General features: G+C 39.0%; 22 protein-coding genes. All 22 read left to right on the top strand.

All coding sequences use genetic code 11. The features are described 5' to 3' along the window. Nucleotides 1-22 precede the first annotated feature (22 nt). The 22 genes from J0J36_RS06125 to purN all read left to right on the top strand — a co-directional run bounded on the left by J0J36_RS06125 (nucleotide 23) and on the right by purN (nucleotide 23,400). Nucleotides 23-1,420, top strand: coding sequence for an APC family permease (locus tag J0J36_RS06125; protein ID WP_019292380.1), 1,398 nt, complete (start codon nucleotides 23-25; stop codon nucleotides 1,418-1,420). A gap of 145 nt (nucleotides 1,421-1,565) precedes the next feature. After that, complete coding sequence (gene rimM, locus J0J36_RS06120; protein WP_017370130.1) at nucleotides 1,566-2,081, top strand: ribosome maturation factor RimM; 516 nt, start codon at nucleotides 1,566-1,568, stop codon at nucleotides 2,079-2,081. A 1-nt stretch (nucleotide 2,082) separates the two neighbouring features. Continuing rightward, on the top strand, nucleotides 2,083-2,811 hold the full coding sequence (trmD, locus tag J0J36_RS06115) for a tRNA (guanosine(37)-N1)-methyltransferase TrmD (protein ID WP_019292379.1): 729 nt from the start codon (nucleotides 2,083-2,085) through the stop codon (nucleotides 2,809-2,811). Further along, nucleotides 2,811-3,395, top strand: coding sequence for an HAD-IA family hydrolase (locus tag J0J36_RS06110; RefSeq protein ID WP_019292378.1), 585 nt, complete (start codon nucleotides 2,811-2,813; stop codon nucleotides 3,393-3,395). The genes trmD and J0J36_RS06110 overlap by 1 nt, the downstream gene beginning before the upstream one ends. Continuing rightward, nucleotides 3,392-3,790 (top strand): DUF1149 family protein, encoded by a 399-nt coding sequence (locus tag J0J36_RS06105; RefSeq protein WP_050810949.1) that lies wholly within the window; start codon nucleotides 3,392-3,394, stop codon nucleotides 3,788-3,790. The genes J0J36_RS06110 and J0J36_RS06105 overlap by 4 nt, the downstream gene beginning before the upstream one ends. A gap of 23 nt (nucleotides 3,791-3,813) precedes the next feature. Beyond that, a complete protein-coding gene (locus J0J36_RS06100) occupies nucleotides 3,814-4,656 on the top strand; it encodes a DegV family protein (RefSeq protein WP_019292376.1) in 843 nt (280 codons plus the stop codon). A gap of 227 nt (nucleotides 4,657-4,883) precedes the next feature. After that, nucleotides 4,884-6,410 (top strand): YfcC family protein, encoded by a 1,527-nt coding sequence (locus J0J36_RS06095; protein WP_019292375.1) that lies wholly within the window; start codon nucleotides 4,884-4,886, stop codon nucleotides 6,408-6,410. Between the two features lie 48 nt (nucleotides 6,411-6,458). Next, the gene (locus J0J36_RS06090; RefSeq protein WP_029343399.1) at nucleotides 6,459-7,802 is read left to right on the top strand and encodes a M20 family metallopeptidase; all 1,344 of its coding nucleotides are present in this window, start codon (nucleotides 6,459-6,461) and stop codon (nucleotides 7,800-7,802) included. Between the two features lie 188 nt (nucleotides 7,803-7,990). Continuing rightward, nucleotides 7,991-9,187, top strand: a complete 1,197-nt coding sequence (locus tag J0J36_RS06085) for a CCA tRNA nucleotidyltransferase (protein WP_153925107.1) — start codon at nucleotides 7,991-7,993, stop codon at nucleotides 9,185-9,187. After that, nucleotides 9,184-10,578, top strand: a complete 1,395-nt coding sequence (locus J0J36_RS06080; protein ID WP_019292372.1) for a C69 family dipeptidase — start codon at nucleotides 9,184-9,186, stop codon at nucleotides 10,576-10,578. Before J0J36_RS06085 ends, J0J36_RS06080 begins: the two co-directional genes overlap by 4 nt. A gap of 171 nt (nucleotides 10,579-10,749) precedes the next feature. Then, on the top strand, nucleotides 10,750-12,594 hold the full coding sequence (locus J0J36_RS06075) for a glycerophosphoryl diester phosphodiesterase membrane domain-containing protein (RefSeq protein WP_019292371.1): 1,845 nt from the start codon (nucleotides 10,750-10,752) through the stop codon (nucleotides 12,592-12,594). 107 nt (nucleotides 12,595-12,701) lie between these two features. After that, the gene (locus J0J36_RS06070; RefSeq protein WP_153925104.1) at nucleotides 12,702-14,552 is read left to right on the top strand and encodes an ABC-F family ATP-binding cassette domain-containing protein; all 1,851 of its coding nucleotides are present in this window, start codon (nucleotides 12,702-12,704) and stop codon (nucleotides 14,550-14,552) included. A gap of 146 nt (nucleotides 14,553-14,698) precedes the next feature. Continuing rightward, a complete protein-coding gene (locus tag J0J36_RS06065) occupies nucleotides 14,699-15,538 on the top strand; it encodes a thymidylate synthase (RefSeq protein ID WP_019292369.1) in 840 nt (279 codons plus the stop codon). A 1-nt stretch (nucleotide 15,539) separates the two neighbouring features. Further along, nucleotides 15,540-16,001 carry a GNAT family N-acetyltransferase gene (locus tag J0J36_RS06060; RefSeq protein WP_153925101.1) on the top strand — a complete coding sequence of 154 codons (462 nt, stop codon included), beginning with the start codon at nucleotides 15,540-15,542 and terminating at the stop codon, nucleotides 15,999-16,001. Between the two features lie 16 nt (nucleotides 16,002-16,017). Then, nucleotides 16,018-16,443 carry an ASCH domain-containing protein gene (locus tag J0J36_RS06055; protein WP_019292367.1) on the top strand — a complete coding sequence of 142 codons (426 nt, stop codon included), beginning with the start codon at nucleotides 16,018-16,020 and terminating at the stop codon, nucleotides 16,441-16,443. A gap of 104 nt (nucleotides 16,444-16,547) precedes the next feature. Continuing rightward, the gene (gene purC / locus J0J36_RS06050; protein WP_019292366.1) at nucleotides 16,548-17,264 is read left to right on the top strand and encodes a phosphoribosylaminoimidazolesuccinocarboxamide synthase; all 717 of its coding nucleotides are present in this window, start codon (nucleotides 16,548-16,550) and stop codon (nucleotides 17,262-17,264) included. A 55-nt stretch (nucleotides 17,265-17,319) separates the two neighbouring features. Beyond that, a complete protein-coding gene (gene purS / locus J0J36_RS06045) occupies nucleotides 17,320-17,562 on the top strand; it encodes a phosphoribosylformylglycinamidine synthase subunit PurS (RefSeq protein ID WP_019292365.1) in 243 nt (80 codons plus the stop codon). Next, nucleotides 17,562-18,242 carry a phosphoribosylformylglycinamidine synthase subunit PurQ gene (gene purQ, locus J0J36_RS06040; protein WP_019292364.1) on the top strand — a complete coding sequence of 227 codons (681 nt, stop codon included), beginning with the start codon at nucleotides 17,562-17,564 and terminating at the stop codon, nucleotides 18,240-18,242. Before purS ends, purQ begins: the two co-directional genes overlap by 1 nt. After that, nucleotides 18,239-20,455 (top strand): phosphoribosylformylglycinamidine synthase subunit PurL, encoded by a 2,217-nt coding sequence (purL, locus tag J0J36_RS06035; RefSeq protein WP_153925098.1) that lies wholly within the window; start codon nucleotides 18,239-18,241, stop codon nucleotides 20,453-20,455. The genes purQ and purL overlap by 4 nt, the downstream gene beginning before the upstream one ends. Beyond that, nucleotides 20,440-21,855 (top strand): amidophosphoribosyltransferase, encoded by a 1,416-nt coding sequence (gene purF / locus J0J36_RS06030; protein WP_040087550.1) that lies wholly within the window; start codon nucleotides 20,440-20,442, stop codon nucleotides 21,853-21,855. Before purL ends, purF begins: the two co-directional genes overlap by 16 nt. Beyond that, nucleotides 21,848-22,861: a phosphoribosylformylglycinamidine cyclo-ligase gene (gene purM, locus J0J36_RS06025; protein ID WP_019292361.1), complete on the top strand. Its 1,014-nt coding sequence runs from the start codon at nucleotides 21,848-21,850 to the stop codon at nucleotides 22,859-22,861. Before purF ends, purM begins: the two co-directional genes overlap by 8 nt. Continuing rightward, entirely contained in the window at nucleotides 22,858-23,400 is a 543-nt protein-coding gene (purN, locus tag J0J36_RS06020) for a phosphoribosylglycinamide formyltransferase (protein ID WP_019335504.1), read from the top strand. Before purM ends, purN begins: the two co-directional genes overlap by 4 nt. The last annotated feature ends 29 nt before the right edge of the window (nucleotides 23,401-23,429 follow it).

Genomic DNA, 23,429 nt, shown 5'->3' with positions numbered 1-23,429 from the left:
AGAAGAAGGGAGAAAAAGAAATTTGGGATTTTCGACAAAAGCAAAATTTGAAACCTACAGTAAAAAGGACAGTAGATTAGAAAAAACATTGGGGGTTAAAGACTTCTTGGCTTTAGGAGTGGGAACGATTATTTCTACTTCAATCTTTACTTTACCAGGAATTGTTGCTGCACAATTTGCAGGACCAGCTGTTGTATTTTCATTTTTGATTGCTGCAGTTGTTGCTGGTATGGTCGCATTGGCCTATGCTGAAATGGCCAGTGTTATGCCCTTTGCTGGCTCAGCCTACTCATGGATTTCAGTGCTCTTTGGTGAGGGATTTGGCTGGATTGCGGGTTGGGCCTTACTTGCAGAATACTTTATTGCCGTAGCCTTTGTAGGCTCGGGCTTCTCGGCTACATTCCAGCATATTCTAGCAACCTCTAATATACATTTACCTGCGGCTTTAGCTAATCCACTTGGCACTAATGGTGGTATCGTTGATATTATTTCTTTAATTGTTATTTTAATTGCCGCTCTTCTTGTATGGCGGGGCTCTAATGATGCTGGAATAATTGCGCAAATCTTAGTTGTGTTAAAAATTATTGCCATTATCACATTTATTGTTGTAGGTTTAACAGTGATTAAACCCCAAAATTATACACCGTTTATACCTAAGCACAATCCTACTACAGGCTTTGGAGGTTTATCGGGAATTTTATCGGGTGTTTCAATGATTTTCCTTGCTTATATTGGCTTTGATTCGATTGCGGCTAATTCAGCTGAAGCTAAAAACCCCAAACGTACAATGCCTTTAGGTATTGTAGGCTCGCTCATCATTGCCGTGGTTCTGTTTTCAGCAGTCACGCTTGTTCTTGTCGGCATGCATCCTTATACTGAGTATGCAAATAATGCAGCTCCTGTATCTTGGGCTTTATCAGAAGCAGGTTTTCCTTTGGTTTCACAAGTGATTTCAATAGTTGCTGATGCCGGAATGTTTATTGCTTTACTGGGAATGATTTTAGCGGGGTCTCGACTGATTTATGCTTTTGGTCGTGACGGAATGCTTCCAAAAGTATTGGGAGATGTAGACAAGCGTGAGAATCCAACCAATGCTTTGGTTGTTTTAACTACGGTTGCAATAATTATTGGGGCTTTTTTCCCATTTACCTTCCTGGCACAATTGATTTCCGCAGGTACGTTGATTGCTTTTGTCTTTGTTTCGATCGGGATGTTTGCTTTACGTCCGCGTGAGGGCAAAGACTTACCACAAGCAAGTTACAAAATGCCATTTTACCCGATTTTACCAGCTCTGGGCGCAATAGGCTCGATTATTGTATTTGAAAATCTTGATTCACTTGCGAAACTATACTGTTTTATCTGGATTTTGTTAGGTATTGTGATCTATTCTTTGTATGGTGCGAAGCGCGAAAAAAATTAAAAATTTTATACCGATTTGAGGATTTATCAAATCGGTTTTTACTTTAATTAAAAGTTAATTACCTCAAAACTAACTTTTTTTAAAGGAAGAAACACTTACAGAAGCATATAGGGAAATAATACGTGAATTATGATAAAATATCTGTATGACAAAATTTTACAATGTAGGCACAATAGTGAACACACAAGGGCTTCAAGGAGAAGTTCGTGTGATTTCAGTTACCGATTTTGCTGAAGAACGTTTTGCAAAAAACACAATTTTGGCTCTTTTTGACAAAAAAGGAAATTATGTCCAAGATTTGAAAGTTAAATCATCTAGAAAACAAAAGAATTTTTATATCGTCAAATTTGATGGCTTTTATCATATTAATGATGTTGAAGGCTTTAAGGAATTTACTTTAAAAATAGCTGAGGACAAGTTGAAGGATTTGGACGAAGGCGAATTTTATTATCATGAAATTATTGGTTTAGATGTATATGAAAATGATCAATTAATTGGACAGGTTAGCGAAATTCTTCAACCAGGTGCAAATGATGTGTGGGTCGTCAAACGTAAAGGCAAGCGTGACTTGCTTCTTCCTTATATTCCACCTGTTGTATTGAATGTTGATCTTCAAGCTAAAAGGGTGGATGTAGAAATTATGGAAGGTTTGGACGATTAGGATGAAAGTTGATATTTTAACCATTTTTCCAAATATGTTCGACTCACTCAACCAATCGATAGTTGGGAAAGCACAAGAAAAGGGACTGCTTGAACTTCATACCCACGATTTTCGCGAAAATGCGAGCAACAAGCAAAGACATGTGGATGATATGCCTTATGGCGGAGGTCAAGGCATGTTGCTGATGCCGCAACCTATCTATGATACAATGGATAAGATTCCGCATGAAAAGGCGCGTGTGATTCTCCTTGATCCTGCAGGCAAACGCTACAATCAAAAAATGGCTGAAGAGCTTGCCCAAGAAGAGCATCTAATTTTTATTTGTGGACATTATGAAGGTTATGATGAACGAATTAAAGATCTAGTGACGGATGAGATTTCGCTTGGCGACTTTGTCTTAACAGGCGGAGAAGTAGCAGCTACTGTTATTGTTGATTCTGTAGTACGCTTGCTGCCTGGAGCTTTAGGTAAAGCAGCCAGTCATGAGGATGATTCTTTTTCTTCAGGATTACTTGAGTATCCGCAATATACACGTCCAGAAGAGTTTCGTGGGAAGAAGGTCCCAAGCGTTCTGATGTCCGGTCATCACGAAAATATTCGTAAATGGCGCTTGACGGAGAGCTTGAAAAAAACTTTAGCACGACGTCCGGATTTGTTGGAGCAGTACGAGACAAATGCAGAAGAAGAGGAGATTTTGAAACAGCTAAAGATGGAAAGAGAAAAATCTTGATGGCTTGGAAAAATTATATTTGGGATTTTGATGGAACACTCTTCAATACCTATCCTGTAATGTTAGAGGCCTTGCGTGAAGCAATGAAGCAATCTTCAGTAGAATTTCCGGGGGATTTAGAAGCTTATATCAAACGCTTCTCTATTCGTAAATTCGCTTTTGAGTTTGCAGACGATGACTTTCTTGATTTGTATCATAAAATAGAAGCAGAGATGCAAGTCAATCCTCAGGTTTACCCTGAAATCCCACAAATTTTGTCAGAAATTGTAGAAAATGGCGGACAAAATTTTGTCCTCAGTCATCGTGATGATGCTACCTTTGAATATCTGGGTGAACTAAAAAAATACTTTACGGAAGTCATTACCAGTCAGCAAAATTTTGCACGGAAACCAAGTCCAGAAGCTTTGGAATATTTGATTCACAAATATAAGTTGGTGCCAGAAGAAACAGTCATGATTGGTGATCGTCCTCTTGATATTGAAGCAGGTATAAACGCAGGTGTAGCCACTTTGCTTTTAGATGAGAAAGCATATTTTGGAGATATCTCCGACAAGAAAATAAAAAATTGGAGTGAATGGAAATGACATTAACATTAGAACGTGATAAAGAATTTGTAAATCAATTTCACTATGATGCACGTAATTACGAATGGGAAAAAGAAAACGGAACACCTGAAACAAATATCAATGTACAATTTCAGTTAGTGCCTCACGATCAAGTACCTGACGGAAAAGTTGCTGCAGAAGATACAGCAATTTATGCTATCTTGACATATATGATTCCTTTGGAGAATATTGTCTTATCAGGTATGCTCAGCCAACTTAACTACATTCGTGGTCGCCAAGTGAAAGAGCAATCTGAATTAGAACAAGAAGAAATGGCTCAAATTGCTGACCCACTTTTTGATCTTTTGAAGCGCTTGGTGTACGAAACAACAGAGGTTGCCCTTGACCAACCGGGCATCAACCTCCAATTTTAAGGATTTTTTCAAGATTATTTATTATGAAATTAGCTATTATTACAGATACTTCGGCAGACTTTGCCGAACAATATAAAAATCGTGACGATTTATTTGTCTTGGAAATTCCCATATCTATTGAGGGAAAAGAATATAAACCAAGTGAAATGACACACCAAGAGTGGTATAAGTTGATGGCCGCAACTTCAGAGGCGCCTAAAACATCACAACCAAGCATTCTTGAATTAGAAGAATTACTGCGAACACTAAGACAAGAGGGCTATACTCATGTTTTAGGTGCTTTTTTGAGTTCAGGAATTTCAGGTTTTTATCAAAATGCATTTTATCTACAAAGTGAATTTGAAGATATGGTAGTCAAGTTTCCTGAAACCTTTATCACCTCTAGTCCACTTGGCTATATGATTGAGACAGCACTTGATGCGGCGGATGCCGGAAAGTCATTTGACGAAATTATTGCTCAGTTTGAGTATCAAAGAGAAAATGACAATGCCTTCATGCTTGTAGATGACCTTCATTGGTTAGCTAAAGGGGGGCGCCTGTCGAGAGGTGGAGAGCTTTTAGGAACACTCCTCAATATCAAACCTATTTTACAGTTTTCAGAAGATGGTAAAGTTGTTGTATATGATAAGGTGCGTACAAGCAAGAAAGCTGTGTCAGAGCTAAAGAAACTGATGCTTGCGAATAGTGATCCAAAGTCGCACAAGGTCTACGTTCTCCATGCTGATGCGGAAGATCGTGCGAAAGACCTTTATGATTTTGCCAAAGCTCATGGCTACGATGATGTCGAAATCGTAACATTTGGACCTGTTATTGCAACTCACCTAGGCTTGGGTGCGATTGCTTACGGGTTCTCACCTAAGAAATAATTTATTGTATAAAAATTAATTGTGAAAAGAGAAGGAAACATTTTAGTCATTCCTTCTCTTTTTTTTGGCGTTTTATAAAATAGTTATTTTTAAGGAAGTGTAAACGCAATCATATAAACGTTGAGAAATAATTGTCTATTTATTTCAAGTTTTGTTTGACTTTAAGTTAAAAAAATATTAAACTAAAGTTGTTATTATACGCATAAATATACATTAGGAGGTATATAATGGAAGCAAAAACTGGAAAGAAAAAATTCCAAATGCCATCGGCATACACGATTCTTTTCATCATCATTGTCCTTATTGCAATCCTGACCTGGTTTATTCCAGCAGGACATTACAAAGTAGATGATGCTGGCAATATTATTGCTGGATCATTTACACAGGTAGCTTCAAACCCTCAAGGGATTTGGGACATGCTTATGGCTCCCGTTAATGGGATGTTAGGTATTGAAGCAAATGGAAATGTACCTGCTACGCCAGCCGCAATTCCTATCTCATTCTTTATTTTAATGGTAGGTGGCTTTTTAGGTGTAGTAAATAAAACCGGTGCACTTGAAGCAGGTATTGCCTCAATCGTTAAGCGTTTTAAAGGTAAGGAGAAGATGCTGATTCCGGTCTTAATGATTCTCTTTGCACTTGGGGGATCAACGTATGGGATGGCGGAAGAAACATTGGCTTTCTATGCTTTGATTATCCCTGTCATGATTGCGGTTGGTTTCGATACGGTCGTGGCAGTTGCCATCGTTTTAGTTGGCTCTCAAGTTGGTTGTTTGGCTTCTACAGTGAATCCATTTGCTACAGGTGTAGCTTCTCAAGCAGTTGGTATCTCCATGGGACAAGGTATGGGACTTCGCTTCTTCATGCTAGTCGTACTTACAGGGATTTCAATTCTCTATGTTTATCGTTATGCTTCAAAGATTGAAAAAGATCCTACAAAGTCTTTAGTTTATAAAAATCGCGAAGCAGATATCCAACATTTCGACATTGCTTCTATTGAAAAACAGGAAAATATTACGCAACGTCAAAAATGGGTCAATGTTGTTTTCTTCGGAAGTTTTGTCATTATGATCATGTCACTTGTACCATGGGATATGTTGAATGAACACTTTACTTTCTTTAATGACTTTACTACTTGGCTGACATCAATTCCAGGCTTAGGTGTTGTTCTTGGTAAGAGCATGGTGCCGTTTGGTGCATGGTACTTCCCAGAAATTACAATGCTCTTCATCGTTATGGCCGTTGTGGTTGCTTTCGTTTACCGTATGAAAGAATCTGAATTTATTTCTGCCTTTCTCGAAGGTGCATCAGACATGATTGGTGTTGCTATCGTCGTAGCTGTGGCACGTGGGATTCAGGTTGTGATGAACAATGGGATGATTACAGATACAATCTTGCATTGGGGTGAACAAGGACTTCAAGGACTTTCATCAAGTCTATTTATTATCTTAACGTTTATCTTCTATTTGCCAATGAGTTTCTTGATTCCATCAACGTCAGGTTTAGCAGCTGCTACTATGGGGATCATGGGTCCAATGGGCGAATTCGCCAATGTTTCAAAAGATTTGGTCATTACTGCTTATCAATCTGCATCAGGTATTTTGAACCTTATCACACCAACATCCGCTGTTGTTATGGGTGCACTTGCTATTGCCCGCTTTAATATCGGAACATGGTGGAAATTTATGGCCAAGTTGATTGTGATTCAGTTGGTTGTAATCATGATTATCCTTGGAGTTGCCGCAGTATTATAAAAAATGAATAAAAAGCTTTCCATCGGGGGAGCTTTTGTTGGAGGTCACATGAAAACTTTTATTACAGATGAATATCAAACAGCAGCTGTGCAATCACTAGGACGTTTAGTCAAACATGCCTCTGTATTAGACGAGAGTGATTCTGGTCCAGGCCATCCTTTTGGGAAAAAAGTTTTAGGTGCTTTAGAAGAAGTCTTGGAACTTTGTCAAGAATTAGGTTTTAAGACTTTCCAAGATCCTGAAGGTTATTATGGTTACGCTGAGACTGGCGAGGGCGAAAAACTTTTTGGCTTACTTTGTCATATGGATGTCGTACCTGCAGCAGACCAAGCAGGCTGGGAAACTGATCCTTTTGAAATGGTCGAGCGTGATGGTCTTTTAATTGGGCGGGGTACCCAGGACGATAAAGGACCAAGTATGGCTGCACTCTACGCAGTGAAGGCTTTAATGGATGCTGGTGTGACATTTGACGGGCGAATCCGTTTTATCTTTGGTACAGATGAAGAAACACTTTGGCGTTGTTTGGATAAATATAATGAAAAAGAAGAGGCAATCACCATGGGCTTTGCACCTGATTCTCATTTTCCGCTCAACTATGCTGAAAAAGGGTTGCTTCAAGCCTATCTTACTGGACCTGGCACAAAAGAATTCACATTACAAGCGCCCGGCGCTTTAAATGTCGTCCCCGATCGTGCGGCTTACACTTCAGAAAAATTAGCAGAAGTAAAAGCTGCTTTGGCAGCGCATGGTTTTTCTTATGAAGAAACCGAAAAAGGAATTTCCGTACAGGGCAAAAGCGTACATGCTATGGTGGCACCAGAAGGGATAAATGCCACTTTACGTTTGGCTATTGCCTTAGCAGAAGTATTTGACTTCAAGCCACTTGATTTCTTGGGTAAACTTGTTCAGGAAAATGCCACAGGTGAAAATGTTGTGGGCCAAGTTATGGATGAGCAATCTGGTGAATTAACCATGAATTTCACAGATGTTGAGGTCACTCCTGAACATACAAAAATCGGTGTGGATATGCGTATCCCTGTAACTATTGATAAAGATGAACTGGCTGGAAAGCTTGCTGCTCAAGCAGCGGATTATCAACTTGAATATAAGCAATATGATTGGTTAAATCCTCTCTATGTGCCGGTAGAAAGTGAACTTATCCAAACGCTTCTTGCTACTTATCGTGAAATTACAGGAGATATGACGGAGCCAATGGTTTCTGGAGGAGCTACCTTTGCTCGGACGATGCAAAATTGTGTAGCCTTTGGAGCCATGTTCCCTGAAACACCCGACTATATGCACCAAGCTAATGAACAATGGGCAATTACGGACATGCGTAAAACGATGGAAATATATGCTGAAGCCATCTATCGCTTATGTGCAGTGAAGTAAGCACGCCCCATAAAAAATGATTCTCCTTAGAATCATTTTTTATTATAAATAAGAAGAAAGTTGAATAACAATGACTTTTTCTCCTAAAATATCCGTATTCTCATTACTCTTTGGCAGTAAAAGTTTTTATATTTAAAAAAGATTTGCTCAGTAACTCTTTTTCAGATGAAAAGTGCTAAAATAGTAGTATGAAACTAGAGAATTTGCCGTCAGAATTTGTACAAGCTTTGCCGGTTTTGGAAAAAATACAGGCACATGGTTTTGAGGCTTATTTTGTAGGAGGAAGCGTACGGGATGCGCTTTTGCAAAGGCCAATCCATGATGTGGATATTGCAACCAGTGCATATCCGGCTGAAACCAAAGCCATATTTCCGCATACAATTGATGTGGGAATTGATCACGGTACCGTGTTAGTCTTAGCTGGTCAATCTGAAGCTGAACACTATGAAATTACTACTTTTCGTACAGAAAGCACTTATACAGATTATCGCCGTCCGGATTCTGTAGATTTTGTCCGAGAACTTTCGGAAGATTTAAAACGCCGCGATTTCACGATTAATGCCTTTGCTATGGATACTGAGGGACAGATTATTGATTTGTTCAATGGTCTTTCTGATTTATCTGGGTCACGCTTGCGTGCTGTTGGAATTGCAACGGAGCGTTTCAATGAAGATGCGCTTCGGATTATGCGGGCAATGCGTTTTGCTGCAACTTTAAATTTCAATGTTGAAAAAGAAACCTTTAAAGCTATGCAATCGCGTGCTCATCTTTTAAGCAAAATCTCTATTGAACGTATTTTCATTGAGCTCGACAAGTTGCTTTTGGCTAAAAATTGGAAAAAAGGCTTAGAAATATTGTTAACTTCGCAAGCTTATACTTTTTTGCCGGACTTGCAAGAAAAAGCTATACAAGCTTTACTTCAAACTCTAAAGGCGTCCTTTACTTTTGTCAATTCAGAGCAAGCTTGGGCTGCGCTCTTAGTGCATAGTGATCAGATAAATGTTAAAGCTTTCTTGAAAAAATGGAAGGTGTCGAATGACTTTATCAAATATGTGTATGATTTGACAGAAGCCTATAAGCTTGAAAGTTGGAGTTTAGAGAGCATTTATCGCTATGGGTTAGAAAAAGCTCTGCTGGTTGATCAGCTAAAAGTTGCCGCAGGGCAAGATATTGATTGTGATCAGGCTTATATCTATGATGCAAAGCTCCAGATACATAGCAAGTCAGAGCTTGCAGTAACTGGAAATGACATTATTCAAACATTTAATATCAAGCCAGGTCCGATTTTAGGGAAGCTGCTACATCAGATTGAAGAACAAGTCGTTAACAACCAATTAAAAAATGATAGAAACAAAATTTTAATATATATTAAGGAGATTCTATGATTACTCGTAAACAAGGTTCATGTACTACTATTTTGGTGGGGAAAAAAGCCTCAATTGATGGCTCAACACTTATCGCTCGTAATGACGATGGACATGAAGCACTGGATCCACAACGCTTTGTTGTGGTTCAACCAGATCAACAACCGCGTCATTATAAAGCTGTGTTAAGTGCTTTGGAACTGGACCTTCCAGAAAACCCAATGCGTTATACTGCTACACCAAATGCTGTTTTAACAAGCGGAACTTGGGCTGCTGCAGGGATTAATGCTGCAAATGTTGCAATGTCAGCTACAGAAACAATTACAACAAACCCACGTATCTTAGGACTTGACCCTTACAATGAAGAAAGCGGCATGGGAGAAGAAGACTATGTTACTCTTGTCTTGCCTTACATCCACAGTGCGCGTGAAGGTGTTGAACGCTTAGGTGCCCTTCTTGATCAATATGGAACATATGAACCTAACGGTATTGCTTTTGCTGATAAGGAAGAAGTTTGGTGGTTGGAAACAATTGGTGGCCATCATTGGGCAGCAGTACGTATTCCAGATGATTCTTATGTGGTTGCGCCTAACCGCATGAACATTGATCATTTTGATTTTGAAAGTGAAGATACACTTTGTTCAAAAGATTTGAAAGAACTGATTGATGAAAACCATCTTAACCCAGATTTTGAAGGTTATAATTTACGTCATATCTTTGGTTCCAGCTCAGTTAAAGATAGTGTATATAACAATCCACGTACTTGGTATGGTCAAAACGCTTTGGGAACGCCAAGTGACGATCCTCAAAATCCAGAATTGCCATTCATCTGTAAAGCCACACGTAAAATTTCAGTAGAAGACATGAAATTTGTGCTCTCAAGCCACTTTGAAAATACTGAATTTGATACTTACGGTACAACAAATACGCCGGAACAAGCACAACTTTTCCGTCCAATTGGGATCAACCGTAACCACAGTGTACACATTTTACAAATCCGTAATCATGTTGATGAAAAACTTGCAGGTATTCAATGGTTGGCATTTGGGGCAAATACCTTCAACCATGTCGTACCTTTCTACACAAATGTTGATGATACACCAGCTTGCTATCGTGATGCAACAGCGACATTTGACTTGAATAATATGTACTGGCTCAGTTGTACAGCAGCACTTCTTGGTGATACAGATTACAGCAAGTACGTTGATTTACGTGATACCTATGAATTGGCAACTGTAGGTAAATTCCGTGAAATCCAAAATAAAACGGATAAAGCGGGAGCTGCAGCAGACCTACAAGCAGCAAATGAAGAATTAGCAGTGTTTGCATTAAAAGCAATGACTGAAATGCTGGGGCGTATGGTAATTTCAGGTTCAAATCGCATGAAACTCCGTTATGATTTCAACGATTAATTCTGATAAAAGCACTTATGTGCTTTTTTTTGTGCCCTATACAAAATACTAAAAACTGTCTATCCCCTAAACGAGCGTAAAGTAGGTTCTTAGTTTTCAAAACATATTGTGCTAAAATAAAAAGAAGAAATTTATCTTACATTTTAATTTATTAAAAAGAAAGCAAGGAAAATGCGTAAAACATTCCAATCAACAAAAGACTTTTTTAAAAATACGTTTCATTATTTTGGTCCCGTCATCTTTTTTCACCTCTTACTTTTACTCGTTGTAGTTCCGACATTAACAGCGACCACTAATTTTTTACTTCACCGCAAGGAGATTGATTATCTGGCTTATGATAATGTACTCTCGATTTTCAGTCAACATCCCCTCACAGCGTTTGCTCTAGTAGGTATTTTGGTCCTGATTGTAGTTTCGGTATTCTTAGAATTTACTTTTCTAACGATACTGGTTCACTTTGTGAAGCAAAAAGAAAAAGTCACAATTCCTGAGTTACTTTATGCAACATTTTCACGGTTGCGACATCTCAGACCCTCTCTTATCTTATTTTTCTTGTTTTATTTTATGTTAGTTTTGCCTTTAAGTGGTTTTGCCAGCGGTATAGACATTATTTCCGCTATTCAAGTGCCTAACTTCATCTTGGAGTTTATTGCAACTAACAATTGGTGGCTTTTGACAGCCTACATTTTACTGACTTTATTATCCATGTTTATTGGATACCGTCTAATTTTTGTTCTGCCGCTCATGATTTTGCAGCAGAAAAAACTTAGGACCTCATTGAGTGTCAGCTGGCAGATGAGCAAAGGAAAATTTAAAGTTTTCTTTTTCCGCTTTATAGCAATTTTCATCAGTTTACTGGCTTCTTTCTGGGTAATCAGTCAACTCTTGATTTTGTTGCAATCCGCAATTGATCATCACATGCCTCAAATAGCGTTAGCATCTGCGACGATGATTATGTTTATTATCCAAGTTTCAGCTTTACTACACATGCTTTTGTCACTGATTTTGATTTTCTATGTGGTCATTAATTTGTTAGAGGAATTAACACCAGAAGAAATCTATGTTGAGCTAAAAGCTTTTCAACTATTGCCTAAAGGTTGGCGTTGGATGAGCCGAAGTTTATTGGGGCTTTTTACAGTCCTGTTTATTGCGCTCATTGGTGTTTTTAACGTTTATTACCTCAGCCAGGATACCTTATCAAATCCACTTATTATTTCACATCGTGGTGTGTCCGAGAAAAATGGTGTTCAAAATACAATTCCCGCCTTGATTGAAACTAGCCAAACCTATCATCCAGATTATGTTGAGATGGATGTACGTGAAACAAAGGACAAGCAATTTGTTGTCATGCATGATGAAAATTTACGTCATTTAGCTGGAGTGAACAAGAAAGTAAATGAATTGACTTTAGCTGAACTCACCAAACTCACTGTCCGAGAAAATGGTAAATCTGCCCCTTTACCAAGCTTTGATGAATACTTGAAAGAAGCAGATAGGCTTGATCAAAAATTACTGATTGAAATTAAAATCCCGCTTAAGGAAGATGTCAATGCAGTAAGTAAAAATTTCTTGCAACGTTATAAAAAAGATATTGAAGCAAGAAAACATCAAGTACAATCTTTAAGCTTTGAATTGTCACGCAGTCTAAAAAATCATGATTCATCTGCTTTTGTATTTTACATTATGACCTACAACCTTATCGGAGTACCGAAAAGTAATGTTGATGCATTTTCAGTTGAAATATCGACATTGGATTCGGAATTTGTGGAAAAAGCGCACGATTATGGTAAAAAAGTTTATGCTTGGGATGTTAATGATGCCAATACAGTACAACGTATGCGTCTATACGATGTTGATGGCTTAATCACAGATGATATACCGGTAGTCAAGAAAACTATCGAAAATACGCAAAGCGGTATGAGCTTTGCACAGAAAATTCGCATTTACTTATTAGATTTAGGAAATGCAGATTTAACAGATCTGAGCTCAGATAGTTTTTCTAGTTTTAATGTGTAGTATTTTATTTAATGTTGAAAGGCAAAGGGTCAAGGCTCTTTGCCTTTCTTAACTTGTGCTATAATAAATAAGAGTATTCAGAGAAAAAGATAGGATTTAGATAGAACATGGCAGATTTTTTAGTATCAGAATTAACAAAAAGCGTAGGAGATAAAACACTTTTTGATAAAATTTCATTTATTATACATAACCTCGATCGCATAGGGCTATTGGGCACAAATGGTACAGGTAAAACAACTTTGCTTAATACGATTGCGGGCATTCAAGGTTTTGATGGAGATGTTTCTCCATTTACTCACCCCCAAGATTATAAAATTACCTATTTGACTCAAGAGCCAGATTTTGATGATGAAGCAAGTATCATGGATACTGTTCTGGATGATTCACTTCCCCAAATGAAGGCCATAAAAAGATATGAAGCTGCACTTTTAAATATTGAAGATTTAAGCAAATTTGAACGTGCCCAATCTGATATGGATGCTTTAAACGCTTGGCAAGTAGAAGCAGATGTGAAAACAGTTTTAACAAAACTCAAATTGCCAGATTTTTCTTCAAAGATAGGCTCGCTTTCAGGAGGACAAAAGCGCCGTGTGCAATTAGCCCAAGCGCTCGTCAATCCGTCTGATTTACTTTTGCTGGATGAACCTACCAACCACCTTGATGTGGATACTATCGCATGGCTGCAAAACTATCTCAAAAATAGTAAGAGAACAGTGCTTTTTGTGACACATGATCGTTATTTTTTGGACAATGTGGCGACACGTATATTTGAGCTAGACAAGTCAAAACTCAAAGAATACCAAGGGAATTATCAAGATTATTTGGCGCAACGTGCTGAAGCAGAGGAACGTGAAGCTGCAAGCTTGCATAAAAACCAACAGCTTTACAAATCAGAATTAGCTTGGATACGCAAGTCTCCGCAAGCACGAGCAACTAAACAACAGGCACGTATTGACCGTTTTGAAAGCTTAAAAGAAGATGTACGTACAGATAAAGACTTGGGTGATGTAGACATCAGCTTGGCGACGACACGTTTAGGAAAAAAAGTCATTAATTTTGAAAATGCAGCTTTTGTATTTCCTGATCGTCCAATCTTTTCTGACTTGAACTGGATTGTACAGAATAAAAGTCGTGTTGGTATCGTTGGTGATAATGGTGTAGGTAAATCAACCTTGCTCAATATTATCGCCGGAGAACTTGAGTTGACGTCAGGAACGATGGATATCGGTGAGACTGTTAAGATTGGATACTTCAGTCAAGAAATACGTGGACTTGAAGAGGATAAACGCATCATTAATTTCTTGGAAGAAGTAGCTTCCGCTAGCCAAAATACAAGCGGTGAGACAATTTCGATTGTTAATCTTTTGGAACAATTCCTCTTTCCAAGAAGCACACATGGGACTTTGATTCGTAAACTTTCTGGTGGTGAGAAGAAGCGCGTTTACCTCTTAAAAATATTATTAACACAACCTAATGTTCTGCTCTTGGACGAGCCAACCAATGATTTGGATATTGCAACTTTGACAGTTTTAGAAGATTTTCTTGCAAAATTCCCTGGCGCTGTAATTACCGTAAGTCACGACCGGTATTTCCAAGACAAGGTTTCCAATGAGCTTTTGGCTTTTGAGGATGGAAAAATTAACCATCTTTTTGGTGCTTATAGTGACTACTTGGCGACAAAAGTGGCAGCTCCTGTGGAAGTAGCTACTCCGAAAGTTGATACACGCGTACGCGAAGATGTAAAACCAAAGATGACTTGGGCCGAGAAGCAAGAATGGGCAACCATCGAAGAAGATATTGCAAAATTAGAAGAACGAATAGAAGAAATTGATTCTGAAATGAACGAAAATGGTTCAGATGCCGGTATGCTTTCTACTCTTCAAAAAGAATTAGATCAAGTAACGACAGAACTTGAGACAAAATATGAGCGCTGGGAAATGCTCAGTGAAAAAATATAAAAAGCAAGCGAGTTCTTGCTTTTTTTGTTTCTTTTTCTATTTTGATTGTCATAATTACTTTAAGAGAATGGAACTAACCTCTAAAAGTTTGTTTATTTATATGGTATAATGTTAGTCATAATAAAGCGAAAGTAAGAGAGGGAAATATGACCTACGCAGACCAAATCTTCAAAGAAAATATCAGTAATATCCTCGAAAATGGCGTGTTTTCAGAAAATGCGCGTCCAAAATATAAAAATGGCCAAACAGCCAACAGTAAATATATTACAGGATCTTTCGTCACTTATGATCTTGAAAAAGGGCAATTTCCTATCACAACTCTTCGTCGTATTCCTATCAAGACGGCAATCAAAGAACTCATGTGGATTTACCAAGATCAGACCAGCGCACTTGACGTTCTAGAAGAAAAATATGGTGTGAAATATTGGGCTGAATGGGGTATCGGTGATGGTACCATTGGACAACGTTATGGAGCAACCGTTAAAAAATATAACATTATCGGCAAGCTTCTCGAAGGTTTGGAAAAAAATCCATGGAACCGTCGGAATATCATTAATCTTTGGCAATATGAAGATTTTGAAGAAACCGAAGGACTTTTGCCTTGTGCATTTCAAACGATGTTTGACGTAAGACGTGAAGCAGATGGACAAATTTATCTGGATGCAACCTTGATTCAACGTTCAAACGACATGCTTGTGGCGCATCATATTAATGCGATGCAGTATGTAGCTTTGCAAATGATGTTGGCTAAACACTTCAGCTGGAAAGTCGGCAAGTTTTTCTACTTTGTCAACAACTTGCATATTTACGATAATCAATTTGAACAAGCGAATGAGTTACTGTCACGCACGGGTTCAGAAAAAGAGCCACGCTTGATTTTAAATGTACCAGATGGAACGAATTTCTTTGATATTAAACCAGAAGATTTTGAATTGGTGGACTATGAACCTGTGACTCCACAACTCAAATTTGATTTGGCGATTTAAGATGAACTGTCGACATTACTGCTCAAACGATTATGCTGAGATTGCTGATTTGTTTTATACAACAGTACATACAATCAATACTGCGGATTATTCTGCAGAAGAGTTAGAAGCATGGGCGCCATCTGATAAGTCTGATTTTTTTCCGGAAAAACTGCTGGCTGAGAGTTATTGTATAATTGTAGAAGAAAGTGGAAAAATTTTAGGCTTTGCTAATGCGACAAGCGAAGACAAATTTGATTGCCTGTATGTTGATAAGGATTCTCAGAAACGAGGTGTAGGAAATCTCCTTGCCAAACAGATTGAACAATATTGTAAGGGGCAGGGGGCAGAAAGAATAAAAGTTGATGTTTCCTTAACTGCGCGGCCTTTTTTTGAAAAACGTGGCTATGAGATTTTAGAGCAACAAATCGTCCTACGACGCAACCAAAATTTAAAAAATTACAAAATGCAATTAAAGTTATAAAAGACGGGAAGGAAAAATGTACGAAAAATTTATCGCAGAGGCTAATCTAAATCCAGATAACTTCAGTGATGCTTGGGCCTTTGGTAACACTCCTCAAATGGCTGATGAGCTATTAGAACTTGTACTTGAGGGGAAAAAAAGAGCTACAGCAAGCGCATTGTCCCTGTATGGACCAGACGATTTTTTACCTGCTGTGGATGGAAGATATGAGATTTTACTCGATGGCAAAGGAAATCCACGAGCCGCGATTCAAACAAGCAAGGTCTATATTACTAAGTTTAATAAGGTAACAGAGGATCATGCCTTTAACGAAGGTGAAGGAGACAGGAGCTTGGCCTATTGGCGGCAAGTTCATGAAGCTTTTTTCCGAGATTTAGATTGTTATGCACCAGATATGGATATTGTCTGTGAAGAATTTGAAGTTTTATATAAATGTTCGTAAAAAGCGAATGATATTCAAAAAAGATATTACTTTCACAAGTAATATCTTTTTTTGTACTCTAAATAAGGTTAGAATTAAATTATAAAATAAAGAGGAGGCATATCGTGAGAAAGGGACGCTTACTTTATGAAGGTAAAGCAAAGAAGCTTTATGAAACAGAGGATGAACAGCTGGTTTGGGTGGAGTATTGTGATAACGCAACAGCTCTAAATGGTAAAAGAAAAGAAGAAATTAAAGGCAAAGGGGCATTGAACAATCAAATTACATCCCTGATTTTTCAAAAATTGAATGCCGAACAAATCAAAACATCTTTTATCACACAACTATCTAAAACCGAACAATTAAACCAGAAAGTTGAGATTATACCTCTAGAAGTGGTCTTAAGAAATCGTGTTGCTGGCTCTTTTGCAAAGCGATTTGCTTTGGAAGAAGGTGACATTCTTCCTCGACCTATTATTGAATTTTATTACAAGTCTGATGCACTCGATGATCCTTTTATCAATGATGAACATGTCTATTTTCTTGAACTTGCTCAACCAGAAGAACTGGAGTTCATCAAGTCAGAAACACTGAAAATCAATACCCTTCTCCAAAAAATATGGGGGGAAATCGGCTTGAGTCTGGTTGATTTCAAACTCGAATTTGGTCGTATAGCAGATGGCGAAATTATCTTGGCAGACGAAATTTCACCAGATACCTGTCGCCTTTGGGATGCGGAGGGGAACCATTTAGATAAAGATGTTTTCCGTCGTAATATTGGAGACTTGATTGAAGTATACAGTCGTGTACTCACAGCCCTTCAAGAAGAAAAAGAACTTTAAGACTTAATGCCGTAATGGCAGAGACAAATAAAAGAAAGTGAACGAGAAAGAGAAAATGAGCAAAGTAGAAGTTTACGTAACCTATAAAAAATCAATTTTGGATCCTCAAGGACAAGCAATCAAGGCAGCAACTCAAAAGCTAGGCTACTCTGAAATTCAAGATATTCGCGTTGGTAAATATTTTGAAATCGAAGTTGAGGGAGATTCTCAATTGGCCGTGAAGAAAGTGGAAGAGATAGCTGAAAAATTATTAGCAAATCCAAACATGGAAACTTACAAGGTTGAGGTGGTAGATTGATGAAATTTGCAGTTATTCAATTTCCAGGATCAAATTGTGATTTCGATCTCCTCTGGGCTATTCGTGATGTGATGCAAGCTGAAGCCGAATTTGTCTGGCATGAGGAAAAGTCTCTTGCAGGCTTTGATGGTGTGTTGATTCCTGGAGGTTTCAGTTACGGGGATTACTTACGTTGCGGAGCCATTGCTTCTTTTTCGAATGTTATGCCTGAAATTAAACGTTTGGCTGCAGAAGGAAAACCTGTCTTTGGTACCTGCAATGGGTTTCAAATTCTTATCGAAGCAGGACTTTTACCAGGTGCTTTGATTCAAAATGACAGCTTAAAGTTTGTTTCAAAGTGGCAAAACTTAAAAGTAAATAATAATTCAAAATTTACAACTGTCTTTTCTAAAGATGAAGTGATTAGCTTGCCTATTGCACATGGGGAAGGCAAGTATATTGCTGATGAAGAAACCTTGGCAGATTTAAAAAATAACGGACAAATCGTTTTCACTTATGCAAATGGAAACCCCAATGGTTCTGCTTTAGACATTGCTGGGATTTGTAATCAAGAAGGGAATGTTTTGGGGATGATGCCCCATCCAGAACGCGCCGTAGAATCCTTACTTGGTGGAAATGATGGTAAAAAAATGTTTGCCAGTATCTTGAAAAATTTTGTAGAAGAAGGAGCGTCACAATGAGCGGTGAAATGAGTCCAGAACAAATCCAAACGTCAAAAATTTATCGTGAATGGGGCTTGACTGATGAAGAATATTCTAAAATTAAAAATGATATTCTTGGTGGTCGCCTGCCTAACTTTACAGAAACTGGCATGTATGCCGTGATGTGGTCAGAGCATTGTTGTTATAAAAATTCAAAACCTGTCTTGAAAAAATTTCCAACAGAAGGTCCACAAGTACTTATGGGACCAGGTGAAGGTGCTGGAGTCGTTGATATTGGTGATGACTGGGCAGTTGTTTTCAAGGCAGAGTCACACAATCACCCAAGCTATGTCGAACCCTATGAAGGTGCAGCAACAGGATCGGGCGGGATTATTCGTGATATCTTTTCGATGGGAGCGCGACCAGTTGCTCTTTTGGATAGTCTTCGCTTTGGTCAGATTGACAATGCTAAAACACGTCACATTGTTGACCGTGTGACAGCTGGAATAGCAGGATATGGTAACTGTATCGGTATTCCTACAGTAGGTGGAGAAGTAGCTTTTGACGAATCTTATGCGGGAAATCCTTTAGTGAACATGATGTGTGTGGGCTTGATTGAGCATAAGCACATCCAAAAAGGACAAGCCAAAGGTGTAGGCAACACAATCATGTATGTCGGCGCGAAAACAGGACGTGACGGCATTCATGGTGCTTCGTTTGCCTCTCAGGAGTTTGGTTCAGGTTCTGAAACACAACGTTCTGCCGTTCAAGTGGGCGATCCTTTTATGGAAAAACTTTTGTTAGAGGCTTGTCTTGAAGTGATCCATAATCATTCTGATATCCTTGTCGGTATTCAAGATATGGGGGCTGCTGGATTAGTTTCTTCAACTTCGGAAATGGCTTCGAAAGCTGGCTCAGGTTTGAAACTTAATTTAGACTTAGTACCACAACGTGAAACGAACATGACGCCTTACGAAATGATGCTTTCGGAATCACAAGAACGTATGGTGCTTTGCATTAAAAAAGGACATGAAGATGAAATCGTTGAGCTCTTTAAAAAGTACGAACTTGATGCGGTAAATATCGGTGAAGTCACTGACGATGGGATGTACACATTGTTCCATCAAGGTGAAAAGGTTGCCGAAATTCCAGTAGACTCTTTAGCTGAGGATGCACCGGTTTATTATCGTGAAATGAAAGAACCTGCACGCATTGCTGAATTTGAAAAAGCTGAAAAGTTTATCCCGGAAATCGTAAATGCAACAGAGGTTCTCAAAGATATCCTTAGACAACCAACAATTGCGAGCAAGCGCAGTATTTATGAAACCTACGATAGTCGAGTAATGACAAATACAGTCGTTGCACCAGGATCTGATGCAGCAGTTATTCGCCTCCGTCATTCCAATAAAGCTTTAGCAATGACAACAGACTGTAATGCGCGCTATCTCTACCTTAATCCCGAGATTGGTGGACAAATAGCTGTCGCAGAAGCAGCACGAAATATCATTGCTTCAGGGGGGAGACCTTTAGCAATTACGGACTGTCTTAACTTTGGTAATCCAGAAAAGCCAGAACAATTTTATGAGTTAAGCAAGGCATGTGATGGTATTTCGGAATCTTGCCGTGTGTTATCTACTCCGGTCATCTCAGGTAATGTTTCCCTTTATAACGAAACGAACGGTCAAGCTATTTTACCGACACCAATGATTGGAATGGTTGGCTTGATTGAAGATGTGGCACATATTACGACACAAGATTTTAAAGAAACAGGTGACTTAATTTATCTTATCGGTGATACTGCCGATGATTTCTCCGGTTCTGAAATTCAAAAAATGATGACAGGAGAGATTTCAGGTACGCTGAACTTTGAACTGCAAGCTGAAAAAGAAAATCAGGAACGCGTACTAAAAGCAATCCAAGCGGGTCTCATTCAGTCAGCGCATGATTTATCTGAAGGTGGCTTAGCTGTTGCTCTTGTCGAGTCAGCTTTTGCGAATAATAAAGGAATTTCTGTTCATTTTGATGGCAAAGTATCACAACTTTTCTCTGAAAGTCAAGGTCGCTTTATTCTCTCAGTTCGCCCAGAAGATGAAAAGGATTTTGAAGAAATGATGGTAGGGAAAGCAAGCAAGTTAGGGCATGTTACAGACAAGTCAGAAATTAAAATTTCAGCAAAAGATGGTGAAATTTCCCTATCTACTGAAGAAGCGAAAGCGATTTATGAAGGAGCGATTCCATGCCTTATGAAGTAAAGTCCTTGAACGAAGAATGTGGCGTTTTTGGCATCTGGGGACATCCTGAAGCTGCACAACTGACTTATTTTGGACTTCATGCCTTGCAACACAGAGGACAAGAAGGTGCCGGTATTCTGTCAAATAATGATGGGCAACTTCAGCGGCATCGTGATTTAGGCTTGGTAACAGAAGTTTTTCGTCACGAAAAAGATTTACAAAAATTATTAGGGAAAGCAGCTATGGGCCATGTACGCTACGCCACAGCAGGTTCAGCAGAATTAAACAATATTCAGCCTTTTCATTTTAAATTTCAAGACACACAGCTTGGTCTAGCCCATAACGGTAACTTGACCAATGCCGTATCGCTACGACGTGAGTTAGAAGCACAAGGTGCTATCTTTTCTTCAAGTTCAGACACCGAAATTTTGGCGCATCTGATTCGCCGCAGCCATCATCCTGAATTTATGGGAAAAGTAAAGGAAGCCTTGAATACTGTTAAAGGTGGCTTTGCTTATCTCTTGATGACAGAAGATTCAATGATTGCAGCTCTTGATCCCAATGGCTTCCGTCCTTTATCTATTGGGAAAATGGCGAACGGTGCGCTCGTTGTAGCCAGTGAAACCTGTGCTTTTGATGTTATCGGTGCAGAGTTTGTCCAGGAAGTCAAACCCGGTCAGATTATCCAAATTAATGATCAAGGCTTGCATGTTGAGCAGTTTACAGATAAGACCAATACACAAATTTGTTCAATGGAGTATATTTACTTTGCACGTCCGGACAGTGTTATTGCAGGTGTCAATGTTCATACCGCACGTAAACAATCAGGGCGTATCTTAGCACGTGAGGCACAGATAGATTCAGATATTGTTATTGGTGTGCCAAATTCGTCACTCTCAGCAGCATCCGGATATGCAGAAGAATCTGGATTACCTTACGAAATGGGCTTGATTAAAAATCAATATGTGGCGCGTACATTTATTCAGCCTACGCAAGAATTAAGAGAACAAGGTGTACGGATGAAGCTCTCGGCTGTTTCCAGTGTAGTCGAAGGTAAAAAGGTTATCATGGTGGACGATTCTATAGTACGTGGAACGACAAGCAGACGAATTGTGCGTTTACTTAAAGATGCCGGCGCTGCTGAAGTTCACGTTGTAATTGCGAGCCCACCGCTTGCTTATCCATGCTTTTATGGTATCGATATTCAAAAGCGAGAAGAGTTGATTGCAGCGGAACACTCAGTCGATGAAATTTGCCAAATCATTGGAGCAGATAGTCTTACTTTTTTAAGCCAAGAAGGATTAGTTGAGGCTATTGGACATGATAATCTGTGTCTGTCTTACTTTGACGGTATATATCCGACGCCACTTTACGATTACGAAGAAAATTACCTGAAATCTTTAGGAGGAAAAAATGTCTAAAAATGCTTATGCAAAGGCAGGAGTTGATGTTGAAGCGGGTTACCAAGTGGTTGATCGCATAAAAAAACACGCGGAAAAAACGAAAAGGCTGGGAGTTCTTGGAGGACTTGGAGGATTTGGAGCGGCATTTGATCTTTCAAAACTTGATGTTAAGGAACCAGTGCTTATTTCTGGAACAGACGGAGTAGGCACAAAGTTGATGCTGGCTATTGAAGCAGACAAACATGACACGATTGGGATTGATTGTGTGGCCATGTGTGTTAATGATATCGTTGCAGCTGGAGCAGAACCTCTCTACTTTCTTGACTATATCGCTACCGGGAGAAACCATCCGGAAAAGCTCGAAAAAGTAGTCGCAGGTGTTGCCCAAGGATGTTTGCAGTCAGGTGCAGCCCTGATTGGCGGTGAAACAGCAGAAATGCCAGATATGTATGATACAGATGATTATGACCTTGCAGGTTTTGCTGTCGGTATTGCCGAAAAGTCAGCCTTAATTGATGGCTGCAAGAATGTTGAGGCAGGTGATATCTTATTAGGGCTTCCTTCCTCCGGTATTCATTCGAATGGATACTCGCTCGTCCGGAAAATCTTTAAAGATTTTGATAAACAAGAAATTCTTCCTGAGCTGGAACGCCCCCTTGGAGAAGAGTTACTTGAACCCACTCATATCTACGTCCAAGAGCTGTTGCCACTTATAAAGGACAATATGATTAAGGGGATATCACATATTACAGGAGGTGGTTTTTATGAAAATCTTCCGCGAATGTTTAGTGATCAATTAACAGCTGAAATTATAGAAGACAGCTGGGAGATTTTGCCTATTTTCAAAGCTTTGGAGAAATACGGTCAAGTTCCTCATGACGAAATGTTCCAAATTTTCAATATGGGAATTGGTATGGTCCTTGCGGTGGCCCCAGAAAAGGCTGAGGAAGTGAAGCAAAGAGTAAAATGCTACGAAATCGGAAAAATTACTCCACGTGTGAAACAAGCGGTAATTATAAAATGAGGATTGCCGTTTTTGCCTCAGGATCAGGATCCAACTTTGAAGCTCTTGCTCAAGCTTTTCCCGCTGAAGTTCAGCTCTTATTCTCGGATAAGATTAAGGCTTATGCTCTACAAAGAGCACAGCAGCTCAAGATAGCTGCTGTCAGCTTTACCTTAAAATCTTTTGCTGATAAGCAAAGTTATGAAGAAGCCTTAGTTGCTTTGCTCCGTGAACATCAGATTGATTTGATTTGTCTTGCAGGTTATATGAAAATTGTTGGTCCTACTCTTTTGCAAGCTTATGAAGGCCGGATCATTAATATCCATCCATCTTATCTGCCAGCTTTTGCGGGTTCAGCTCATGCTTTAGAGGAATCCTGGCAAGCTCAAGAAGGCTTGGGAATCACAGTGCATTGGGTGGATTCTGGAGTCGATACAGGAGAAATTTTAGCCCAGCAGCAGCTTGATTATTACCCAGAACTCGCCGAATATGAAAAAAAGCTCCATCAAACAGAGCATGAATTATATATAAAAGTAGTAGAAGAGCTTATCAAAAAATAGTAAGAGCTATTATAAACTTAAAAATAGAA

Origin of the sequence: Lactococcus sp. LG1074 (assembly GCF_017309525.1) — a bacterium.
Lineage (GTDB): Bacteria > Bacillota > Bacilli > Lactobacillales > Streptococcaceae > Lactococcus > Lactococcus petauri.
This window is presented reverse-complemented; position numbering and strand designations above follow the sequence as displayed.

Excerpts from the sequence above, each read along its gene's own strand:
- trmD (WP_019292379.1), top strand. The coding sequence starts at position 2,083 with ATGAAAGTTGATATTTTAACCATTTTTCCAAATATGTTCGACTCACTC.
- purF (WP_040087550.1), top strand. The coding sequence starts at position 20,440 with ATGCCTTATGAAGTAAAGTCCTTGAACGAAGAATGTGGCGTTTTTGGC.
- purQ (WP_019292364.1), top strand. The coding sequence starts at position 17,562 with ATGAAATTTGCAGTTATTCAATTTCCAGGATCAAATTGTGATTTCGAT.
- J0J36_RS06055 (WP_019292367.1), top strand. The coding sequence starts at position 16,018 with ATGTACGAAAAATTTATCGCAGAGGCTAATCTAAATCCAGATAACTTC.
- J0J36_RS06065 (WP_019292369.1), top strand. The coding sequence starts at position 14,699 with ATGACCTACGCAGACCAAATCTTCAAAGAAAATATCAGTAATATCCTC.
- purL (WP_153925098.1), top strand. The coding sequence starts at position 18,239 with ATGAGCGGTGAAATGAGTCCAGAACAAATCCAAACGTCAAAAATTTAT.
- purM (WP_019292361.1), top strand. The coding sequence starts at position 21,848 with ATGTCTAAAAATGCTTATGCAAAGGCAGGAGTTGATGTTGAAGCGGGT.
- J0J36_RS06075 (WP_019292371.1), top strand. The coding sequence starts at position 10,750 with ATGCGTAAAACATTCCAATCAACAAAAGACTTTTTTAAAAATACGTTT.
- J0J36_RS06105 (WP_050810949.1), top strand. The coding sequence starts at position 3,392 with ATGACATTAACATTAGAACGTGATAAAGAATTTGTAAATCAATTTCAC.
- J0J36_RS06085 (WP_153925107.1), top strand. The coding sequence starts at position 7,991 with ATGAAACTAGAGAATTTGCCGTCAGAATTTGTACAAGCTTTGCCGGTT.
- J0J36_RS06110 (WP_019292378.1), top strand. The coding sequence starts at position 2,811 with ATGGCTTGGAAAAATTATATTTGGGATTTTGATGGAACACTCTTCAAT.
- J0J36_RS06100 (WP_019292376.1), top strand. The coding sequence starts at position 3,814 with ATGAAATTAGCTATTATTACAGATACTTCGGCAGACTTTGCCGAACAA.
- J0J36_RS06095 (WP_019292375.1), top strand. The coding sequence starts at position 4,884 with ATGGAAGCAAAAACTGGAAAGAAAAAATTCCAAATGCCATCGGCATAC.
- purS (WP_019292365.1), top strand. The coding sequence starts at position 17,320 with ATGAGCAAAGTAGAAGTTTACGTAACCTATAAAAAATCAATTTTGGAT.
- J0J36_RS06060 (WP_153925101.1), top strand. The coding sequence starts at position 15,540 with ATGAACTGTCGACATTACTGCTCAAACGATTATGCTGAGATTGCTGAT.
- J0J36_RS06080 (WP_019292372.1), top strand. The coding sequence starts at position 9,184 with ATGATTACTCGTAAACAAGGTTCATGTACTACTATTTTGGTGGGGAAA.
- rimM (WP_017370130.1), top strand. The coding sequence starts at position 1,566 with ATGACAAAATTTTACAATGTAGGCACAATAGTGAACACACAAGGGCTT.
- purN (WP_019335504.1), top strand. The coding sequence starts at position 22,858 with ATGAGGATTGCCGTTTTTGCCTCAGGATCAGGATCCAACTTTGAAGCT.
- J0J36_RS06090 (WP_029343399.1), top strand. The coding sequence starts at position 6,459 with ATGAAAACTTTTATTACAGATGAATATCAAACAGCAGCTGTGCAATCA.
- J0J36_RS06070 (WP_153925104.1), top strand. The coding sequence starts at position 12,702 with ATGGCAGATTTTTTAGTATCAGAATTAACAAAAAGCGTAGGAGATAAA.